Raw genomic sequence first — 20,237 nt, 5'->3', positions numbered from 1 at the left:
ATGGACCATGTCCCATGTGACGATAGAGATTATTGGTCTTGGCGCGGGCGATCCAGACGGGATTACGCTTGGCGTGTGGCGCAAGCTGCAGAACGCAGACCGGCTGTTTGTGCGGACCGAGCATCATCCGATGATGGCGCTTCTGAAAGAACAAGGCATCGTGTACAAGTCGTTCGACTACCTGTACGAGAATCACGATTCATTCCCGGAAGTATACGAAGCGATTGTATCGACGCTGCTTGCAGAAGCTGGCGACGCCGGCTCATCAGATACAGCTTCCGCTGGCGCGATCGTCTACGCGGTTCCGGGGCATCCCATGGTGGCGGAACGTACGGTGAAGCTGCTGCGCGAACGCTGCCAAGATGCGGGCATCGCGCTGCGTATAACGGGAGGAGAAAGTTTCCTTGACGCTGCGTTCGTCAGCCTTGGCATCGATCCGATAGAAGGTTTCACCTTGCTGGATGCTTCCGAGCTGGAGCCTTCGTTCCTGCAGCCCAGACTACATACGCTGATCGGTCAGGTGTACGATGAATTTACGGCTTCTGACGTCAAGCTCGCGTTAATGGAACGTTATCCGGACGATCATGAGGTAATCATCGGTCATGCGCTTGGCGTGCAAGGCGAGGAGCGAGTTGTGCGGGTACCGCTCTACGAGCTGGATCGCGAGCAGGAATATGGCAATTTGTCGCTCATCTACGTGCCGCGTTCAGATGATCCTGCCTTGCGTAACCGTACCTTCGAACGATTGCATGAAATTGTTGCCATTCTGCGCAGCCCGGACGGTTGCCCTTGGGATCGCGAGCAGACGCATCAGTCCATCCGCAAAAATTTCATCGAGGAGCTCTACGAAGCACTCGAAGCCATTGATAACGATGATCCGAATGGCATGCAGGAGGAGTTTGGTGATATTATTCTACAGGTGATGCTTCATAGTCAGATGGAAGAGGAAACAGGCGCTTTCTCTGTCTACGATGTGATCCAGACCTTGAACGAGAAGCTGATCTTCCGTCATCCGCATGTATTCGGCGACAACAAAGCGGGAGATGCGAACGAAGCGCTTGTCAATTGGGAAGCGATGAAGGCCGAGGAGAAGAAGCGCAAAGGAACGGATCGCAAATCCCAACTCGATGGCATCCCGCCAGATCTGCCTGCCCTGATGAAAGCTTACAAGATTCAGAAAAAAGCAGCTAAAGTAGGATTCGACTGGGAGGATATCAGTCCGGTATTAGCGAAGATTGAAGAGGAGCTTGCGGAACTGCGTGAGGTGATCGACTCCGGTGATCTGGAGAAGCAGGCGTCGGAGCTAGGGGATTTGTTATTCGCCGTCGTTAATGCATCGCGGTTCATCGAGGCCGACCCCGAAGAGGCGCTCTCTCGCACGAATCGGAAATTTCGTGCTAGATTCGAATATATCGAAGAGCAGCTTCGTATAAACGGCAAAACTTTTGACGAAACTGATTTACTAGAGATGGATCGTTGGTGGGAAGAAGCTAAGCGTCATACTTAGTTTGTTTTTCGCCACAATTCGCCTAAAATCAGCACTATTCCCAAAAAAAATGCATACGGCAGCAGGATTTCTGCTATAGGAGAAGAATAAGTATTCTTCGTAAGAGCAGATTTTGCCAATGGGTGGGGTCGCGACAGCGTGACAGCGCCACAAAAATATGGATAACCCTTAGGAGGAACCAAATCATGAACAAAACAGACCTTATCAACAACATCGCAGAAAAAAGCGGATTGACTAAACGTGACGTAGAAGCAGTATTGAACGGCTTCTTGGGCGAAGTAACTGACGCTCTTGCTGGCGGCGATAAAGTACAACTGATCGGCTTCGGTACTTTCGAAACGCGCAAGCGTTCCGGCCGTGTGGGTCGCAACCCGCAAACAGGCAAAGAAATCACAATCCCAGAATCCAAAGTTCCTGCATTCAAAGCAGGCAACAAGCTGAAAGAAGCAATCAAGTAGGTTATGCGTCTCGATAAATTTCTCAAGGTGTCCAGATTGATCAAACGTCGTACTGTTGCGAAGGATGTATCCGAGCAAGGTCGCGTATGGATCAATGGCCGCGAGGCAAAGGCGAGCAGCGCCGTTAAAGTAGGTGACGAGCTTGGGATCCAGTATGGACAGAAGATCGTTACGGTGCGCGTGGAGCGCCTTGCCGAGACGACTCGCAAGGATGAAGCCGGCGAGTTGTACACCCTGGTGAAAGAAGAGCAGCGTCCCCGCGAGAATGAACTCGATTGGGAGAAGCGCTGACTTCAAATCATTGAAGCAGCTCGCTTCAATGGTCACAATTAGAACCGCTTTGCTTCCGGATGTCCGGGGCCGAGCGGTTCTTTTTGCGTTAGCTGGCGTTTGCAATCCACTATCTCTAGTTCTAAACCTTGTCCGTCTCCCATAACGTAATAGAGAATATGATCGCGAAGCGGGGGAGAGCGTAATGGTGGAGCAGGGGAAGGGACAGAAAGCGCAGGATGTTAAGCTGATCGGCCGGAAGGTGCTGGAGCTCACGGGCGTAAAGAACGTAGAAAGCTTCGATAGTGAGGAGTTTCTGCTCGATACGGAGCTTGGCTTTCTAACGGTGACGGGTCAAAATTTGCATATGAAGCATCTCAGTCTGGAGCAAGGTCTAGTTGCCATAGAAGGATTCGTGCATTCCCTCGCCTATCTTGATGGAGCGGCAGCCTCGAAGTCCAAAGGGCTGTTCGGGAAGCTGTTTAAGTGACGCTAAGCGTACAATGGATGACGATGGCGGTCATGCTGCTGTCGGGGCTTGGCATGGGTGCAGTATTTGATGGATACCGCGTTGTGTCGAATGAGCTCCGACTTCCCAGGTGGTGGCTGCCCGCGCTTGATGTGCTCTATTGGATGGCTTCCGCAGTGGTTGTTTTCCGGATGCTGTATGCCAGCAACAATGGCGAGGTGCGGGCGTATGTGTTTCTAGGACTGGCCATTGGGGTAATTCTACATTATTGGCTATTCAGCAAAGCGGTTGTTGTGATCGTGAAGTGGTTTATTCGGGCAGTGAAAGTTTGCATCTCTTTCTTGGTCCGGTTAATCGATGTCATGATCGTAAAACCGATTCTATTGCTCTATAAACTAGCCAAAGTCCTACTAGGATTTGGGACTGCGCTCACTATTTTCACGCTAAAGATTGTGGTACAATTGGTTCGTCCTATCTGGTTATTGTTGGTATGGATGACAAAACCGGTCTGGAGACCGTTAGGTCGATGGCTTAAGCCCTACTGGGACAAGCTGCGCCTGGTTGAGAGAATCGGTAAGCTGGCAGACTCTTCTAGGAGCCTCTGGCGATCATGGACGAAGAAGGGAGATCGCTAATGGCAACTGCAACGGCGAAGAATAATACGGTTAACACTGCCGCTGCTAAACGAAGATACAAGATGTGGATCGTGTTTATTCTTTTATTCTTGGGTTGGGCAGGTTATACGTTGTTCGGTCAGTTGCAGCAACAGAAAGCGACTTACGAGAAGCTGACGTCTGTGGAGAGCCAGATCGAAGAGGCAAAGGCGACAAACGAAGAATTGAAGCGTCAGGTGGAGCGCCTGAACGATCCCGAATATATATCTCAGTTAGCAACGAAGGAACAAGGAATGGTGAAGCAAGGGGAACAACAGATTTTCAGCGATTAATCCGCGCGGTATTGGGCTCTGTACGGGGTGAACGTCTGTTGACCTCCCTTCTTGCATTCGGTTATAATCACGATAGAAGCCAAATCTTATCGGTTCGATAGGACAGGGACTCACTAAACTTTTGAGAGAGGAACATTTTATTTTATGGCAATTGAAGTGGGCGCCAAGTTAGAAGGGAAAGTGACAGGCATTACGCATTTCGGGGCATTTGTCGACTTATCGGGAGGTGTCACAGGCCTTGTTCACATCTCGGAGATTGCCGATAACTACGTCAAGGATGTGAAGGATCACCTCAAGATCGACGATGTCGTGAAGGTCAAAGTGATCAACGTAGACAAAGACGGTAAGATCGGACTATCCATTAAGCAAGCCATTGATCGGCCGGAAGGTCAACCTGCTCCTCAGCGCGAACGTCCAAGCGGCGGCCCTGGTGGCGGTGAGCGTTTTGGTGGCGGCGGCGGAGGTCGCGGTCCTGGCGGCGGCGGAGGCGGCGGACGTCCCTTCAACAAACAATCTTCTGGCAGACCGTCCTACGGTAAACCGTCATTCGAAGATAAAATGTCGCGTTTCTTGAAAGACAGCGAGGAACGTATCTCTTCCCTCAAGAAGAATACCGAAGGCAAGCGCGGCGGACGCGGCGCGAAGCGCGTTTAATTCAAACAAACTGACATGCAGCAAGCATGCACAGATAGAGCGAACCCTCAGGGGTTCGCTTTTTTTTAAATTCTAAGAATTTATAAGTTTTTGCATCTTATCTGAGCTTTGAATTCTCGGAATGAAACGCGCTGCGCCGCCAAAGACGGCGATAGCCGTTTCACCTTGAATTCTAAGAATTTATAAGTTTCGCACCTTATCTGGACTTAGAATTCTCGGAATGAAACGCGCCCCGCCGCCAAAGGACGGCGTAGCCGTTTCACCTTGAATTCTAAGAATTTATAAGTTTCGCACCTTATCTGGACTTAGAATTCTCGGAATGAAACGCGCCCCGCCGCCAAAGGACGGCGTAGCCGTTTCACCTTGTTCCGTTTCTATATATTGTTCTGCATGTTGTTCAGCATACACAAGTTTCAGCAGTGTAACTGGGCTTATGATGCTCGGTGAATTATCTCCTCTGGACATCATTCTGCCTATAAGAGCGTATCACCTGTGCCGACGTGAGAATGATGTATGATGTACAGCAATGTTCGGCGGTTAGTGACCAATTGAGGGCGATTGATGTATTTGATACAGGAATAAACAGCGCGAGAGGGGAGCGGAGGGATGCAGTGTGAAAATTGATGTACAGAGTGCAGAAATGTTCGTATCGTCGAAGTTTGGGAGGCCGAAATGATGTACAAAATGCAGGATTTATTTTTGTGTTCGTATAGGTACAGGTCGAATTTAAATGCAGAGACTTAACAGTGCTCCTCACAGTCCTCACACTGCTTAGAATGCGTAGTACGCTCCGGTCAAAATACTCCTCCGACAAAGACTGCATCCACTGTATTGCATGGATTGATCTCTTGTAACCAATAAGCTTTTGTACAAGTGTATTTACCACCCAATCCTCTCTTTTCCGACTTCAAGTTTAGGGGAGATCGACCCGTTAGCGCGTCGAATGGCTACCTAATGGCACACTTTATCCGTCAGTCAGGCGGAATGAAAGGCTTCATATGTCGAAGGCAACCATGCTGGACGTCATTCATAAATTATTCCTCGGCGAATCAAATAGTTTTCTCCCACGCTCTCTCATTACCGACAGGTTCCTCCGCTCGTCGCCACCAATTTGAAAACGCTCTCTATATATTTTGTTGAACGAGTTTTGTCGTTTGGGTAAGCCGGTACCGCACAAACCCGCTCTGGCGCTGGATTCGAGCTTCTTGTGACAAGCCGCGCGGCAGGCCGCCGTTTTGTCGGAAAAAACTTTTGGACGTCTTACGATAACTGACAAACTTCATGGGAATGACCTTCTATAATGGGGAACACAATTACATTCGGATGGGTGGTGTCTTTCATGAAGAAGGAGAACGTGCTTGGACAACCCGCAATCAAGCGGGAGAACTTCTTCCAGAACAATGTGGAGAAGACGGCGGCATGGAGGGCCGCAAAGGGATTGGCAAATATGCTGCTTGCGAAGAAATGGACGTTCTTGTTAGTCGGTCTCGCTTTTCTGCTTGGACGAGCTGTCATACTGGAATCACTGATGCCGTTCGCTGCCGCTTACTTCGCTGTCATCTATTTCATGCGTAAAGATATCTATCCATGGGTGGCCGTCTCGCTCGTGGCAGGCAGCTGGCTTGCAGTGGAGCCTGCACCGCTGTGGATCGCCATGGAGATTGCGGTACTGTTCTTGCTTCTGAAGGCACTGGAGGCCTACGAGAAGGCGGAGCTCTCAACTGCACCAATTCTGGTGTTTACCTCCACCCTGCTGGTCCAGTTATTCGGTGTTTTTATCGGCGATTCGTTAAGCTGGTATAACTTTATGTTAGTTGTCGTTGAGGCCGCGCTTGCCTTTGTGCTTACGTTAGTTTTCATTCATGCGCTGCCCGTGCTGACCATGACCAAGAAGACGGCAACCCTCAAACACGAAGAAATCATCTGCGTCATGATTCTTCTCGCATCCGTAATGACGGGTGCCGTCGGTTGGGTCATGTACGGCATGTCTGCCGAACATGTGATGTCCCGCTACATGCTGCTGCTATTCGCGATGGCAGGCGGAGCGCCGCTCGGGGCGTCCGTCGGCGTCGTCGCCGGACTAATTCTGAGTCTGGCTGACTTCAGCGCGATTGTGCAGATGAGCATGCTGGCATTTGCCGGCTTACTCGCAGGCCTGCTGCGGGATGGTGGCAAGATGGCCGCCGCATTCGGACTATTGCTCGGTACGTCTATCTTATCCATCTACATTGGTACGCAATCCGATGTGATGGCCTCCACTTGGGAGTCTGTTGCTGCGGCGACCTTACTCCTTCTTACCCCGCGAGGCGTTATTCGAACCATTGCCCGTTATGTGCCTGGGACGAATGAACATGCGAAGTCGCAGCATGAGTATGCGAAGCGAGTTCGAGAGGTGACGGCAGAGCGAGTCGTACAGTTCTCGGACGTATTCCGTCAGTTGTCGCGCAGCTTTGGCCAGCTTAATCAGAAGGCAACGGAAGTGAAGCGGGACGAGGAGATCGCTGCCTTCATGAATGCTGTCGCCGAACGTAGTTGCATGACATGTCATCGGCGTAATTCTTGCTGGGAGGACAAGTACTTCCATACCTACAATATGATGAACGATATGATGACGAGCGTCGAAGAGAAACGGGTGCCGATGACCAAGGATCATCCGCGCTCCTGGACCAATCATTGCGTCAAAACGGCACAGGTGCTTACTGTGATGCAACATCAATACGAGCTGTACCAGAATAATATGCACTGGAAGAAACAAATTCTCGAATCGCGCCAGCTTGTGGCCGATCAGCTATTCGGGGTGTCGCAGGTTATGGAGGACCTGTCCAAGGAGATCAAGCGTGAAGGTCAGACACTACACCTGCAAGAGGAACAAATTAGAGAAGCAGTCGAAGGACTGGGCTTATCCATACAAGGCGTTGATATTGTTAATCTGGAGGAAGGAAATGTAGAAATTGAGGTGTATCACTCGTTCGAGAGAGGTTTTGATGAATGCCGCAAAATTATTGCTCCGCTGCTCAGCGATATACTAGGCGAGCATATCGCTGTTAAGCTCGAGCGCGATCCGTCGAAGCAAGGAGAACCATCACTTGTCGTCTTCGCATCTGCGAAGCAATACGAGGTGGAAACAGGCGTAGCTGGAGCCGCCAAGGGCGGAGATCTGCTGTCGGGAGACAGCTTTACCCTAATGGAGCTTGGAGGAGGCAAGTTTGCGGTCGCAATTAGCGACGGCATGGGTAATGGTGAACGTGCGCGTCAGGAGAGCAGTGCCGCGTTATCGATCCTGCAGCAACTGCTGCAATCAGGCATGGATGAGAAGCTGGCGGTGAAGTCGGTGAATTCCGTCTTGCTGCTTCGTTCGGCCGAGGAAATCTACGCGACGGTAGACCTGGCTATCGTCGATTTATATACAGCGCACACAACCTTTATGAAGATTGGCTCTACACCAAGCTTCATCAGACGAGGGAAGGAGGTCATACCGATCACGGCAAATAATTTGCCGATCGGCATTATACAGGATATCGACGTCGACTTTGTGTCGATGCAGCTTCAACCGGGGGATACGCTTATCATGATGAGCGACGGCATCTATGATGCACCTGGGTATGCGGTTAATAAGGAGATGTGGATGAAGCGGATTATCGGTGAGATGAGCACGGACGATCCGCAGGAGATGGCGGATTCGCTGCTTGATACGGTCGTGAGGTACCACGAGGGTGAGATCGTGGACGATATGACTGTGCTAGTCGCGCGCATTGATAAACATTTGCCGGAGTGGGCTTCCTTCCGTTGGCCGGGAGTGAACCGCATGGAACGGCCAAGGACGGTGAGCTGATGGGAATGGATAGGAGTAGCGTAAGAAAAAAGCTGGTGAGAAGTCTGGTGAAAAGTCTGGTGAAAGGTCGTAACAATGGCGAACGGGGAGCCGTGGCGAGAAGGGTCGGTCTTAGCTGGAGCGCGCATAGGAGGAAAGGAGCAAGGATGGAGATGGGACCTTGAGGGCGTGGATAAGCGAAGTGAAGCGAAGTTTGAAGCAAAGATTGAAGCAAAGTTTGTGAAGAAGCCGCCGTGAGATGACGAGTCAGACGTCATCTCACGGCGGCTATTGGCATGTATAGAAGAGAAGAGCCAAGCGCTTCTGCATGAATCTAACTGGTCTAGGACAGTTTATACAATAGAACCAACAAACCGACTGCCATTCCCAATCGGGCGTGCAGTCGGTTTGTTGGTAGTGGATTAAGAAACAGTACGACGAGCTTCCTTGGCGGATTTGCCATCGGCTAGGCCCAGCGATTGGGCGGTCGAAGTATGAATTTCTTGAACCAACTCTGGGTAGTTCTGCAATGCTTTGCCGTAAGATGGGATCATCTCCTTGATCTTCGGCTCCCACGATTTGATATGCTGTGGGAAACATTTGTTGATCACTTCGAGCATAACGGATACGGCCGTCGAAGCGCCAGGCGAAGCGCCAAGCAATGCTGCAATCGAACCGTCAGCTGCGCTGATCACTTCAGTTCCGAATTGAAGCGTGCCTTTGCCCGCAGCAGTGTCCTTAATGATCTGAACACGTTGACCGGCGACAACAAGCTCCCAATCCTCACTCTTGGCATTAGGGACAAACTCGCGAAGTTCTTCCATCCGTTGCTCCTTGGACAACATCAGCTGTTTGACCAGATAGCTAGTCAGCGGCATGTTTTTCACGCCGGCAGCCATCATCGTCACGAGGTTATGAGGCTTGATGGAGGTAAACAAGTCCAGGTTGGAGCCGAACTTCAGGAACTTCGGCGTGAAGCCGGCGAAAGGTCCGAAGAACAGCGATTCTTTGTTGTCGATCACGCGCGTGTCCAGATGCGGCACGGACATCGGAGGAGCTCCGACCGGCGCCTTGCCGTATACCTTCGCACGGTGCTGCGACACGATCTCTGGTTTGCGGCACACCATGAACAGGCCGCTTACAGGGAAGCCGCCAATGCTCTTGCCTTCGGGAATGCCCGACTTCTGAAGCAGGTGCAGACTGCCGCCGCCGCCGCCGATAAACACGAACTTAGCTTCGTGATGTTCGACTGCATGGGTAGACGCGTTGCGAACTTTCAGCTTCCAAGAGCCGTCGGCTGCACGTTTAATATCTTCGACCTGGTGGTTATAATTTATTTTGACGTTTTGACCAGTGAGCTGCTTGAACAGAATACGAGTCAAAGCTCCGAAGTTAACGTCCGTACCGGATTCAATACGCGTAGCAGCAATTGGACCTTGCTCTGTGCGGTACTTCATCATAAGCGGAATCCACTTCATCAGCTCATCCCGATCATCGGAGAACTCCATGCCTTCGAAGAGCGGATTAGCAGACATCGCTTCATGTCTTCTACGTAGAAACTCTACGTCCTTCTCTCCTTGTACGAAACTCATATGAGGTACAGGCATAATGAAGTCTTTCGGATTGCGGATGAGTTTGCGGTCTACTAGATAGGACCAGAACTGTCTGGATACTTGGAATTCTTCGTTGACCTTAATCGCTTTGCTAATATCTATGGAACCGTCAGCCTTCTGGGTGGTGTAGTTGAGCTCGCAGAGGGACGCATGTCCTGTACCTGCATTGTTCCACTCGTTCGAGCTTTCCTCTCCCGCGGATCCACGTCTCTCAAATACGGTGATGTTCCAGTCGGGTGCAAGTTCCTTCAGGAGCGCACCAAGTGTCGCACTCATAATTCCGGCGCCAATCAGGATGACGTCTGTTTTCTTAGGTTGATTGCTCATATTTACCGTCCTTATATCCTTCGATTTGCAGAAAGGATGTAGGCTCGTCTTCGTAGGCGCCTCAGCAATGCGTCGGAGCGCAGGCTAGTCTTACATCTTTTCCGGATCAGTCATGACCTTATATCCTAGTGTAACACTATTAGTAGTAGATTAAAATAATTGCTCCTACATTTTTGTGAACTTAGTTAGATAGATTGGATAGGTTTCCATATGGAGGATGAAGGTGCGGTGAATTTCGGATAACCACCCATTCTTTAGTCATGTTTCGAGTCGTTTTTAACCAAGTATATGCTAACCAGAAACCGTATGTTCGCGACATAGATGAATGGCATCCATCAAGGTTCCATAGGTCGTCCGTACAAATCATTTTGTGCGGCAGCAAACTTTTCGTTATCTTGCCGGGTAATACTTAAGGAACCAGCACGAAAGAGGTGAGTGAGGTGGAGCAAGAGATCATCGGCCGAATCGTTCAGGGTGACCGGGACGCGTTCCGATTGTTGTACGACGAACATTTCGATTATGCCATGCGAACGGCAATTTACGTCACTAGACATAACGAACGCGCCAAGGACGCGGTGCAGGAGACATTTCTTCGAGTGTATCGGAGCATCGGGCAATACGATCCGTCGAAACCATTTAAACCGTGGCTGTACTGCATCTTATTAAGGGAATGTTATCGGGTCATGGAACGGGAGCAAAAAATTGTACCGATTGGCGGTCAGCTAGAACTGGAGCGGCTTGGCGTAGAGCCCGAGAAACCTGATACAAGTCTTGATTTATATGACGCGTTGCAGACGCTGCCTGATATGTATCGGATTCCGCTTATTTTGAAATATGTGCATCATTATTCGGAGCAGGAGCTCGCAGACATGTTGGAGCTGAACGTCAACACGTTGAAATCGCGATTGCATAAGGGACGCGAGAAGATGAGAGACAGACTGGGAGGGGAATCGTATGGATCAGAAATTTAGAGAGAAATTCACAAGTGAGACGGAATACCCCGAATCATGGAAAGATGATATATGGGGAAACCTCGAGGCTCGTTTAGATTTGGGGAAGTCACGGCATGATGAATCTGCAGATAACAGAAGTCGACTGTACAATAAGAAAAAACATAGTTGGACAAAGGGGATGAAGATTGCAGTGGGGTCGGCGGCAGCGGTCGTTGCCATCACGGTATTCTTAACGCTTCCAGTAGGGACGGCCATGATGGATAGTATTCAACATTGGTTCCAGCCGGAGAAAAAGATTGAAATTGAGGTCGAGGGTCAGAAAGAAGAAACGAACGGTCAAGCCCATGTGGACCAATCAAGCGATTATGCCATTTACTTCGATAAAGATCGTTATAAGCTGGTGGAGGGTGCCGATCGGGACATGATTACGACGATAGACCCGCTCCCGGCAGAATACCCGGAAGTATCGCTGACTATTGAGCAGAAGACGGAGATGCTGCCTGAGCAGCTCGCGAAGGAGCTTGCTGAAGAGCTCAAGGGCGACTATGCCCGTGTCGACGCAGTGGAACGCGTGACGGCGCCTGTTGATGGATATCTCGTGCACGCCATAGACGGCAACGACCGACTCAGCAAAGTCGTCAACGTTTATGTAGTAAGCAATGGGAAGCAAGGCAGCTTCATCTTATCGAGCAACTACTTTCTGGAGGCGGCTGAAGGTCATGGGTCGAGATTCAGGCAGACTTTGGAGCAGTTCCAGGTGTTGGAGGAAGAGTGAGGAGCTCAGTAATCGAGGTGCGTGTCCATGTTTATGGGCAAAGAGTTTGTCCAACTTGCCAAGATGGGGATTGCATCTGCTGATAGAAGAAGAGGGACTGTTCTCAAGACGTTTATCGTCATGAGAGCAGTCCCTTTGTTATGAAACGCACCCCGCCGCCGAAGGACGGTGTAGCCGTTTCGCCTTGAATTCTAAGAATTTATAAGTTTTTGCCTCTTATCTGAGCTTAGAATTCTCGGAATGAAACGCGCTGCGCCGCCAAAGACGGCGATAGCCGTTTCACCTTGCTCACCTTCTAAAGTTCCAGCCGAACACTTTGACATGCACAAGCAGCTTGGTCAGCCAATGCGTTAATGCGTATACGATAATAAAGATGAAGATGAGCGGACGGAATATAATAGCGATAATTATCCAGGTCAAAAAAATTTGCCAAGGTTTCATGCGCTTGAACACCTTAAAGGGAGCCAGCAAGATGCGGTACATCTTGTAGTTCTTCTGAAGACCATCCAAATAAGCGTCGCGGATCTGCTTGTCGTTGGGGTCAATCCGGATTGCTTCCTTGAGCATGTCCAGATTCTCATCGTAGTCACCACGTTGCTCTGCGGCCCAGGCTAGAATGAGGAAGGTGGAGTCGGACTCAACATCCAACTTGAGTGCCTCCCGCGCATGATGGCGCGACGAGGCGAAATCGCCAAGCAGCGCCTCGACGTAGGACAAGCTCGCGATATAGGTTGCGTTGTTCGGGCGCATCTCAAGCGCGGATTCAATCAGCGCCTTGGCATCTGCATGATGGCCGCGCTTCATATTAATATTGGCCCGGATGAAGTAATAATGCGGCTCATATGGGTCAATGCGCATGCCTTCTACGGCAGTTTCTAGCGCTTTGTCGAGTTTGCCGCTGTCATGATAGGCGTTCGTGCGGACAAACCATGCGAGCGTGTTCTCGGGGTCACGTTTCAGCGCCTCGCCGGACCAATGGAGGGAGGCGTCATAATTTTCGGTATGAACGTAGACAAGCGCAAGCAATGCATAGGCGTGCGCATCTTCGGGTTCGTCGCGAAGCAGCGCTTCTGCTTCGGCGGCAGCTTCTTTGTATCTCTTCCAGCCGATAAGCCGTCCGATCTTATCGTACCTGATGGAGATCGCTTCGTTGATGGTCATGCAAGGCCCCATCCTCTCTGAGATAGCTAATAGCTAGCTAGACTTTAAGCCCGGTCGACTTTATATAATCCAGCACGATTTGATAATCCTGATTGACGTCGCTGAAGGTTGCGTAATTTTTCGCGGTGGCGAACCACTCCAGCGTTGTCGCTTTGCGGCTCTTGGCAGCCCGCTTGAGGTCGTCTTGCGTAAGGGGCTCCAGATTGCCTGATTCCAGCATACGTTCCATTGCGGCCTCCACTGCATCTTTGACGATCTGCTCCAGATCCGCTCCGGAGAAATGTTTGGTCTCGCGCGCGATACGGGCGACATCCAATTGATCCGTCGGCTTGTCAGCTAACTTTAATTGCAGAATCGTTCCTCTCTCCTGCTCCTCCGGCGGTGGTACGAAGATCAGATGATTAAAGCGTCCGGGACGGCGCAAGGCGGAATCGAGATACCACGGGGTATTGGTGGCGCCAATGACGAAAATCTGCTCGTTCTGCTCACGGATACCGTCAAGCTCCAAGAGCAGTTGGTTGACGAGCATGCGGTCATGATGCTGGCGCATCTGGTTGCGGCTGCCGCCCATGGCATCCAACTCGTCGATAAAGATGACGCAAGGCTTGTGCTCGCGGGCCTTCTCGAAGATATCGTGCAGATTATTCTCGCTCTGTCCGGCCCACATGGATAGAATCGCTTGAAGCTCTATATGAATGAAGTTCGCATCAATTTCCCCTGCGACGGCGCGCGCAAGAAATGTCTTGCCGCAGCCTGGAGGTCCGAAGAGCAGCAGGCTGCCTCCGGCTTCGCGACCGTAGGCCTTGAACAGCTCCGGTTGTTTCAGCGGGAGGATAAAGTTGAGCTTAATCTTCTTTTTCACTTCGTCTAACCCAGCAACATCTTCGAAAGTTTCCTGCGGCTTCTCGGACTCTACTAGATCCTTGCCGTTGCTATCAAATCGCAGCATCCTCAGCTTGCCGCGCCTGCGCGCAGCAAGTTCGTCTTGATCATTGTGGTCACTCACGTTGGATTCATCCTTTCTGTATCGCTTTGTGGCTCTATCATACCAAATTATACAGGGAACTGCTGGGAAATTTAACGCTGGATGCGCTGAACTCGCTTCGGCCACCAGTCCCCTCGTCTTCGGCATAGATCGCACTATGGCAGAAGGCGCCGAGCGGCTTATCTGTATGTTATAATAATGGCAAATGTTAGCGTCTGAGTCCTTTTTGTATGCGTGATTTTCCAGATTTACTCCTTTTTCAACTCTAGCTAAGTTTATCTCTTCTCAAATAGGCAAAGCTGATAGAAAGGCTTATTGCGAAATTCGCTCAGGCGGACTATGGAGGGATATGGATGAAGCAGATATTGTTGATTACGGATGGCTGCTCCAACGTTGGGATGAGTCCTGTTATTGCAGCTGCCCATGCCAAGTCGGAAGGAATTGCGGTGAATGTGGTTGGCGTGCTTGATCACGGTGATGTCGGAGAGCTCGGCGCTTCTGAGATTGACGAGATTGCGAGAGCGGGGGGCGGTCTGAGTCGTCTGGTTAATATGCGCCAACTCTCGCAGACCGTTCAGATGATGACGCGCAAGACGGTTGTTCAGACGATCCAGCTTGCCGTGCAGAAGGAGCTTAAGCATGTTCTCGGCAATGGTTCTATCGAAGCGTTGCCGCCGGAGAAGCGAGGCGAAGTCGTGAGGGTGATCGACGAGCTGGGCGAAACTTCAGGGCTTCAAGTAGCGCTGCTGATTGACGCAAGCGCGAGCATGAAACCTAAGCTTGCGGCAGTAGAGGAAGCAATTCACGATTTGATGCTCAGTCTGCAAGCGAGACAAGGGAGAAGCCAGATTGCGGTCTTCCACTTCCCTGGGTCGCGGCATGGCGATGATTGTGTCCTTGATCTGGCTTGGACGGATCATCTCAATGGCGTGCCATCGATATTTCCCAAGCTTCAAATGGGAGGGACAACCCCGACAGGACCAGCCATTATGCAGGTCGTGGACTACTATCGTCAGGGACAGGGCGAGGACAAAGGCAGGAATAGCAGATATGGAACGGATGGGATGATGGGTGACTACGTCGTTTAAGTTGGAGCTTAGGCGAGGGGCGATCGTTGTTGGCAAATGGAAGGGCGGCCGATACAAGGTAGATCGCCTCCTTGGGGAAGGCGCCAATGGCAAGGTATATCTGGTACAGAATGATCGAGACTGGTATGCGCTCAAGGTGGGATCGGACGCAGTCGATCTACAGTCCGAGATTAATGTCCTGAAGTCGCTCGCCGGTCAGAAGAGCCAAGGACTCGAGCCCTTCCTGTTTGATGTGGATGATTTGTATGGCCCTGGAGGCAAAGAATATCCTTTCTATATAATGCGGTACGTCAGGGGAACAACGCTTGGCGCTTATTTGAACCAGCAAGGGTCGCAGTGGTTCCCGTTGGTAGGGCTCAATCTGCTCGGCAAGCTCTCCAAGCTTCACCGTGCAGGATGGGTATTCGGCGACCTGAAGATCGAGAATGTCATGGTGGCGGATTATGGACATGTAGAGCTTGTCGACTTCGGCGGCGTAACGGCGATCGGCAGGAGTATCCGCCAGTTTACGGAAATTTACGACCGTGGATATTGGAATGGAGGCTCTAGGTCGGCAGACCCTAGATACGACTTGTTCTCCTTCGCTGTCTTATGTATTCAGCTGCATGAGCCCAAGCGGCTTCATGCGCTAACCAAGGAGCTCCTGCCGCAGAATCGCTCTCCGCAGGAGTTGACAAGCCTGCTCGCGAACAGTCAAATGCTTAAGCCTGTAGCGGGTTGGCTCAGGAAGGCGCTGGATGGCGGGTTTGTAGATGCTTCCGAAGGAGCCGAGGCTTGGAGGCTTCTCATGCATAGGCGTGAGACGCATCGAGCCTCTTCGACGCCTGGCTGGCTTAAGGGGCTTGCGGCAACAACAAGTGTACTGCTGGCGATATCTATTTATTGGCTGCTTCGATACATATGAATAGTCGGCCGTTCGAGCGGCTAGAGACAGATTGGAGGCACTCACAGCGATGAGTACCAATGTGCTGGACGAAGTGGAGAAGGCTGCAGCGGAACGCGGCTTGTGGCAGCCGGGCGATACAGTGGTTGTCGCTGTATCAGGAGGCGCCGATTCTATGGCGCTGCTGCATCTTCTCTACAAGGTTGCGGCCGTGCAGCAGCTTCGTGTCGTGGCGGCCCATGTCAATCACGGCTTCCGCGGTCAGGAATCCGATGCAGAGCTTGCGATGGTGCAGGCATACGCAGATGAGCTAGGAATTCCGTGCGAAACGACGGAGCTTAACCTCGCTCCATATATAGAAGCAAATCGCTTGAATCTGCAAGCAGCGGCGCGCGAGAAACGGTATAATTTCTTGCATGTTATCGCAGAGCGCTACGGGGCGAGCCGAATTGCCCTTGCTCACCATGCGGATGACCAGGCGGAGACGGTTATGATGCGCATTATTCGCGGAGCGGGCTTGTCCGGGCTGTCCGGAATTCCGGATCGGCGAAGTGAAAATAATGTGGAACTCATCAGACCGCTGCTGCGTATGAACAAGTCAGACCTTCTGAGGTACTGCGATGAGTGGACTATTCCTTATTGCACAGACAGCAGCAACCTGGAGCGGCATTACTTCCGCAACATGGTGCGCCTAGACATCCTGCCTTTCTTGTCCCGGTACAATCCTCAGCTGCCGCTATCGCTGCAGCGCCTCGCGGAAGTAGCGAGTGAGGAGGATGGATATTTGGCTGAACGGACAGTAGATCTATTCGGCAGAATTGTGCACGCGGAGCAAGGGGGAATGACCGTTTCCTGCAGCGAATTATGGGGTCTTCACGTCGCTTTACAAAGGAGATTGATTAAACTAATATTAAATTATCTTTCGCAAGATACGGAATACATATCCTTTGATGGAATTGAACGGATGCGGTTCGCCGCAGCTCCGGAAGCGACTTCGACATGGCGGCTCGATGCAGGCGGCGGCATACGCTGTTTGCGCGAATACGAGACGATGAGGTGGCTCAAGGTCCCGGCGGAAGGGGAGGTGCCCGACCGTTATTCTTATGAGTTACTGGAGGGGATGTCTTATATAGGCGCGGTTTCAGCCGGCTGGACGTTCCAGCTGCAGTGGCTTGATACTTCTGCTGATACAGTGCAGGAGAGACCGGCATCGCGAAGCGAGGCCATATTCGACGTAGCGGAGCTTAGCTTCCCGCTGCAAATTCGCAATCGCCGTCCCGGCGACAGAATTCAAGTTCTAGGACTAAACGGGTCCAAAAAAGTGCAAGATATGTTCGTTGATGAGAAGTTGCCTCCATCGGACAGAGAGAGCTATCCGTTGCTCTGTGATTCGGATGGCAGGCTGCTCTGGATTCCCGGCCTTCGTAGATCGTCCCACGCTCTTGCGAGGGAGAACAGTCGGAAGCTGCTACATATTACGGCTAAGAGTGAATAAGAAGCAAGGGACTTTTCATAAACATAGATAAAGCGTAGGGGGATTATCACTTTGCAGAACGACATTAAAGAAGTACTTTACAGCGAAGAGCAAATTCAAGCAAAGGTAGCGGAGCTGGGGGCGAAACTTAGCGCAGACTTCGAGGGGCGCAATCCGCTCGTTATTTGTGTTCTGAAGGGCGCGTTTATTTTCATGTCCGATCTGGTTAAGACGATTCATGTACCGCTCGAAATCGACTTTATGGCGGTATCAAGTTATGGTGCTTCAACCAAATCATCGGGTGTCGTTAAGATTATCAAGGATCTCGACGTAACAGTCGAAGGTCGCGATGTTCTGATCGTCGAAGACATTATCGACAGCGGATTGACGCTTAGCTATCTAATCGATGTGCTTGAGCACCGGGGCTCTAAGTCGGTGACGGTTGTCACGTTGTTCGATAAGCCGGCCCGCCGCACGGTTAGCCTGCAGCCGCATTACAAAGGGTTTACGCTGCCTGACGAATTTGTCGTCGGTTATGGTCTCGATTTTGCGGAGAAATACCGCAACCTTCCTTACATCGGCATACTGAAGCCGGAAGTATACGAGAAATAGTCGCGCTTGTATCTGGCATGAGGGCCAATTGAGGCTCTATTGTGATGGAAAGTCATGCTATGGTAAAATATCTAAAGCGCCTGAGAGGAGGTAGGGGATGAATCGGATCATCCGAAATACTGGTTTTTATTTGATCATCTTTTTGGTTACCGTTGGCATTTTCCAATATATTAGCGGCCAGGGGGACAATACCAAGCCGTTAAGATATGACGAGCTGCGTACGCAGATCGAGGCTGGCAATGTATCGGAGTTGACTGTTAAGTTCGACAATCAGTCCTACTACATTACGGGCAAATATAAAGACACCCCTGAGGGCGTCGAGAGCGAGAACTTCACCAGCAGGGTGGGGAACAGCGCCGAGGCTCAAATTCGGGAGTGGGAAGCGCAGTACGGCTTCCAATTGGTGAATAAGGAGATGGACACCCCGAGCTTCTGGGTGACCTTCTTAACCTCCATTATTCCGTTCATCCTGTTATTCGTCTTGTTCTTCTTCTTGATGAATCAGGCACAGGGCGGCGGCGGCAAGGTTATGAACTTCGGCAAGAGCCGCGCCAAGCTCTACAATGAAGAGAAGAAACGTGTCACGTTCGAAGACGTGGCGGGCGCAGACGAGGAGAAACAGGAGCTGGTGGAGGTCGTTGACTTCCTGAAGGATCCACGTAAGTTCAACCTTGTCGGCGCGCGTATTCCGAAGGGCGTATTGCTTGTAGGTCCTCCGGGTACTGGTAAGACATTGCTTGCCCGCGCAGTAGCAGGCGAAGCAGGGGTACCGTTCTTCAGCATTTCCGGTTCGGACTTCGTTGAGATGTTCGTCGGTGTCGGCGCATCCCGTGTACGGGATTTGTTCGAGAATGCGAAGAAGAACGCACCTTGTATTATCTTTATCGACGAGATCGACGCAGTCGGCCGTCAGCGTGGCGCCGGTCTTGGCGGCGGTCACGACGAGCGCGAGCAGACGCTTAACCAGATGCTGGTTGAGATGGACGGCTTCGGCTCTAACGAAGGCATTATTATTATCGCTGCGACGAACCGTGCGGATATTCTTGACCCCGCGCTCCTCCGTCCAGGCCGCTTTGACCGTCAAATTACGGTTGATCGTCCAGACGTGAAAGGTCGCGAAGCGGTCCTTAAAGTTCATGCGCGCAACAAACCTCTGACTGGCGAAGTGAAGCTGGACGTCATTGCTAAGCGTACAACGGGCTTTAGCGGCGCCGATCTGGAGAACTTGCTTAATGAGGCTGCTCTACTTGCGGCTAGACGCAACAAGAAAGAGATTAACATGGTCGATATCGACGACGCGATTGACCGCGTTATTGTCGGTACGGAGAAGAAGAGCCGTGTCATCAGCGATCGCGAGAAGCGGATTGTCGCTTATCACGAAGCGGGTCACACGATTGCAGGCTTCTTCCTCGAACATGCGGATCAGGTTCATAAGGTTACTATTATTCCGCGTGGACGCGCGGGTGGATACGTCATCATGCTACCTAAGGAAGACCGTATGCTGGTAACGAAACAAGAGTTGCTAGATAAGGTGACAGGCTTGCTCGCAGGCCGCGTTGCCGAGGAGATCTTCATCGGGGAAATCGGCACAGGAGCTTATAGCGACTTTAAGTCGGCTACGGGCATTGTCCGCAGCATGATTATGGAATACGGTATGAGTGATCGTCTCGGACCGATGCAGTTCGGCAGCACACAGGGTCAAGTATTCCTGGGCCGTGACATCGGACACGAGCAGAATTATTCGGACGCGATCGCATACGAGATCGACCAAGAGATGCAGACGATCATCAACAACTGCTACGACCGTGCCAGGAAGCTATTGACCGAGAAGACCGCAGAGATGCACTTGATCGCGAATACGCTTCTGACGGAAGAGACGCTAGAGATGGAGCAGATCAAGTCCCTCATCGAGAAAGGCACGATGCCAAGTGGCGGTCAGGGCGGAACGCCTGCCGCAGAATCGAAAGCAGAGCCGATTATCGACGAGATCGGCGATGTGAAGGTTCGCATCCAGCCTCGTGAAGATGTTGAGACAAAGTCGGAAACTCCGAGTGATGATGCTTCGATTTCATCTCCTTCCGATGATCCGAATGATCCGAACAACAAAGCCTAAAATCCTAAATTGTATAACGTGAAACGTCCGTCTCTCCTTTGTGGAGGGGCGGACGTTTTTTGGTTGCTGGAGTTGGAGGGCTGCACAAGAGCTCATATTCGGCGTTTAGCCAGCTTCATTAAAGCGTTAATGCTTCAT

18 protein-coding genes are annotated in these 20,237 nt (G+C 51.3%); 15 read left to right on the top strand and 3 right to left on the bottom strand.

The annotated features are described in order from the left end of the window. Positions 1 to 7: 7 nt before the first annotated feature. The 8 genes from yabN to spoIIE all read left to right on the top strand — a co-directional run bounded on the left by yabN (position 8) and on the right by spoIIE (position 8,136). The gene (gene yabN, locus ACX1C1_RS06500) at positions 8 to 1,507 is read left to right on the top strand and encodes a bifunctional methyltransferase/pyrophosphohydrolase YabN (RefSeq protein WP_458956311.1); all 1,500 of its coding nucleotides are present in this window, start codon (positions 8 to 10) and stop codon (positions 1,505 to 1,507) included. 122 nt (positions 1,508 to 1,629) lie between these two features. Further along, positions 1,630 to 1,965 carry an HU family DNA-binding protein gene (locus ACX1C1_RS06495; protein WP_458956310.1) on the top strand — a complete coding sequence of 112 codons (336 nt, stop codon included), beginning with the start codon at positions 1,630 to 1,632 and terminating at the stop codon, positions 1,963 to 1,965. A gap of 3 nt (positions 1,966 to 1,968) precedes the next feature. Further along, positions 1,969 to 2,256, top strand: coding sequence for an RNA-binding S4 domain-containing protein (locus tag ACX1C1_RS06490; protein ID WP_458956309.1), 288 nt, complete (start codon positions 1,969 to 1,971; stop codon positions 2,254 to 2,256). 184 nt (positions 2,257 to 2,440) lie between these two features. Then, positions 2,441 to 2,725 carry a sporulation protein YabP gene (gene yabP / locus ACX1C1_RS06485; protein ID WP_458956308.1) on the top strand — a complete coding sequence of 95 codons (285 nt, stop codon included), beginning with the start codon at positions 2,441 to 2,443 and terminating at the stop codon, positions 2,723 to 2,725. After that, entirely contained in the window at positions 2,722 to 3,339 is a 618-nt protein-coding gene (gene yabQ, locus ACX1C1_RS06480; protein ID WP_458956307.1) for a spore cortex biosynthesis protein YabQ, read from the top strand. Before yabP ends, yabQ begins: the two co-directional genes overlap by 4 nt. Next, entirely contained in the window at positions 3,339 to 3,650 is a 312-nt protein-coding gene (locus ACX1C1_RS06475; protein WP_458956306.1) for an FtsB family cell division protein, read from the top strand. The genes yabQ and ACX1C1_RS06475 overlap by 1 nt, the downstream gene beginning before the upstream one ends. 144 nt (positions 3,651 to 3,794) lie before the next feature. Beyond that, positions 3,795 to 4,304 (top strand): S1 domain-containing RNA-binding protein, encoded by a 510-nt coding sequence (locus ACX1C1_RS06470; protein ID WP_458956305.1) that lies wholly within the window; start codon positions 3,795 to 3,797, stop codon positions 4,302 to 4,304. 1,339 nt (positions 4,305 to 5,643) lie between these two features. Beyond that, on the top strand, positions 5,644 to 8,136 hold the full coding sequence (gene spoIIE, locus ACX1C1_RS06465; protein ID WP_458956304.1) for a stage II sporulation protein E: 2,493 nt from the start codon (positions 5,644 to 5,646) through the stop codon (positions 8,134 to 8,136). Positions 8,137 to 8,537: 401 nt separating this feature from the next. On the opposite strand, the gene ACX1C1_RS06460 is transcribed toward spoIIE, so the two are convergent. Continuing rightward, positions 8,538 to 10,070: a malate:quinone oxidoreductase gene (locus ACX1C1_RS06460; RefSeq protein WP_458957607.1), complete on the bottom strand. Its 1,533-nt coding sequence runs from the start codon at positions 10,068 to 10,070 to the stop codon at positions 8,538 to 8,540. 425 nt (positions 10,071 to 10,495) lie between these two features. Here ACX1C1_RS06460 and ACX1C1_RS06455 point away from each other — a divergent pair, with 425 nt between their 5' ends. Further along, positions 10,496 to 11,026 carry an RNA polymerase sigma factor gene (locus ACX1C1_RS06455; RefSeq protein WP_458956303.1) on the top strand — a complete coding sequence of 177 codons (531 nt, stop codon included), beginning with the start codon at positions 10,496 to 10,498 and terminating at the stop codon, positions 11,024 to 11,026. Then, entirely contained in the window at positions 11,010 to 11,783 is a 774-nt protein-coding gene (locus ACX1C1_RS06450) for a hypothetical protein (protein WP_458956302.1), read from the top strand. The genes ACX1C1_RS06455 and ACX1C1_RS06450 overlap by 17 nt, the downstream gene beginning before the upstream one ends. A 288-nt stretch (positions 11,784 to 12,071) precedes the next feature. Here ACX1C1_RS06450 and ACX1C1_RS06445 read toward each other — a convergent pair whose 3' ends face one another. Together ACX1C1_RS06445 and ACX1C1_RS06440 are read right to left on the bottom strand one after the other, a co-directional pair. Further along, positions 12,072 to 12,944, bottom strand: a complete 873-nt coding sequence (locus tag ACX1C1_RS06445) for a tetratricopeptide repeat protein (protein WP_458956301.1) — start codon at positions 12,942 to 12,944, stop codon at positions 12,072 to 12,074. Between the two features lie 37 nt (positions 12,945 to 12,981). Next, on the bottom strand, positions 12,982 to 13,893 hold the full coding sequence (locus ACX1C1_RS06440) for an ATP-binding protein (protein ID WP_458957606.1): 912 nt from the start codon (positions 13,891 to 13,893) through the stop codon (positions 12,982 to 12,984). A gap of 389 nt (positions 13,894 to 14,282) precedes the next feature. On the opposite strand from ACX1C1_RS06440, the gene ACX1C1_RS06435 reads away from it, so the two are divergent. The 5 genes from ACX1C1_RS06435 to ftsH all read left to right on the top strand — a co-directional run bounded on the left by ACX1C1_RS06435 (position 14,283) and on the right by ftsH (position 20,099). After that, positions 14,283 to 15,017, top strand: a complete 735-nt coding sequence (locus tag ACX1C1_RS06435) for a vWA domain-containing protein (protein WP_458956300.1) — start codon at positions 14,283 to 14,285, stop codon at positions 15,015 to 15,017. Then, positions 15,001 to 15,921 (top strand): serine/threonine protein kinase, encoded by a 921-nt coding sequence (locus tag ACX1C1_RS06430; protein ID WP_458956299.1) that lies wholly within the window; start codon positions 15,001 to 15,003, stop codon positions 15,919 to 15,921. The genes ACX1C1_RS06435 and ACX1C1_RS06430 overlap by 17 nt, the downstream gene beginning before the upstream one ends. Before the next feature lie 49 nt (positions 15,922 to 15,970). Beyond that, on the top strand, positions 15,971 to 17,395 hold the full coding sequence (tilS, locus tag ACX1C1_RS06425; RefSeq protein WP_458956298.1) for a tRNA lysidine(34) synthetase TilS: 1,425 nt from the start codon (positions 15,971 to 15,973) through the stop codon (positions 17,393 to 17,395). A 51-nt stretch (positions 17,396 to 17,446) separates the two neighbouring features. After that, complete coding sequence (gene hpt, locus ACX1C1_RS06420; RefSeq protein WP_458956297.1) at positions 17,447 to 17,986, top strand: hypoxanthine phosphoribosyltransferase; 540 nt, start codon at positions 17,447 to 17,449, stop codon at positions 17,984 to 17,986. Between the two features lie 97 nt (positions 17,987 to 18,083). Continuing rightward, positions 18,084 to 20,099 carry an ATP-dependent zinc metalloprotease FtsH gene (gene ftsH, locus ACX1C1_RS06415; RefSeq protein WP_458956296.1) on the top strand — a complete coding sequence of 672 codons (2,016 nt, stop codon included), beginning with the start codon at positions 18,084 to 18,086 and terminating at the stop codon, positions 20,097 to 20,099. Positions 20,100 to 20,237 lie beyond the last annotated feature (138 nt).

It is taken from the genome of Paenibacillus sp. strain BS8-2 (assembly GCF_054483835.1).
The sequence above is the reverse complement of the archived record's forward strand: the minus strand, read 5'-3'. Positions and strand labels throughout refer to the sequence as shown.

Bases quoted from the DNA above. Each gene is read 5' to 3' on its own strand.
- yabN (WP_458956311.1), top strand. From the start codon at position 8: ATGTCCCATGTGACGATAGAGATTATTGGTCTTGGCGCGGGCGATCCA.
- ACX1C1_RS06490 (WP_458956309.1), top strand. From the start codon at position 1,969: ATGCGTCTCGATAAATTTCTCAAGGTGTCCAGATTGATCAAACGTCGT.
- yabP (WP_458956308.1), top strand. From the start codon at position 2,441: ATGGTGGAGCAGGGGAAGGGACAGAAAGCGCAGGATGTTAAGCTGATC.
- ACX1C1_RS06475 (WP_458956306.1), top strand. From the start codon at position 3,339: ATGGCAACTGCAACGGCGAAGAATAATACGGTTAACACTGCCGCTGCT.
- ACX1C1_RS06470 (WP_458956305.1), top strand. From the start codon at position 3,795: ATGGCAATTGAAGTGGGCGCCAAGTTAGAAGGGAAAGTGACAGGCATT.
- spoIIE (WP_458956304.1), top strand. From the start codon at position 5,644: ATGAAGAAGGAGAACGTGCTTGGACAACCCGCAATCAAGCGGGAGAAC.
- ACX1C1_RS06450 (WP_458956302.1), top strand. From the start codon at position 11,010: ATGGATCAGAAATTTAGAGAGAAATTCACAAGTGAGACGGAATACCCC.
- ACX1C1_RS06445 (WP_458956301.1), bottom strand. From the start codon at position 12,944: ATGACCATCAACGAAGCGATCTCCATCAGGTACGATAAGATCGGACGG.
- ACX1C1_RS06440 (WP_458957606.1), bottom strand. From the start codon at position 13,893: ATGCTGCGATTTGATAGCAACGGCAAGGATCTAGTAGAGTCCGAGAAG.
- ACX1C1_RS06435 (WP_458956300.1), top strand. From the start codon at position 14,283: ATGAAGCAGATATTGTTGATTACGGATGGCTGCTCCAACGTTGGGATG.
- tilS (WP_458956298.1), top strand. From the start codon at position 15,971: ATGAGTACCAATGTGCTGGACGAAGTGGAGAAGGCTGCAGCGGAACGC.
- ftsH (WP_458956296.1), top strand. From the start codon at position 18,084: ATGAATCGGATCATCCGAAATACTGGTTTTTATTTGATCATCTTTTTG.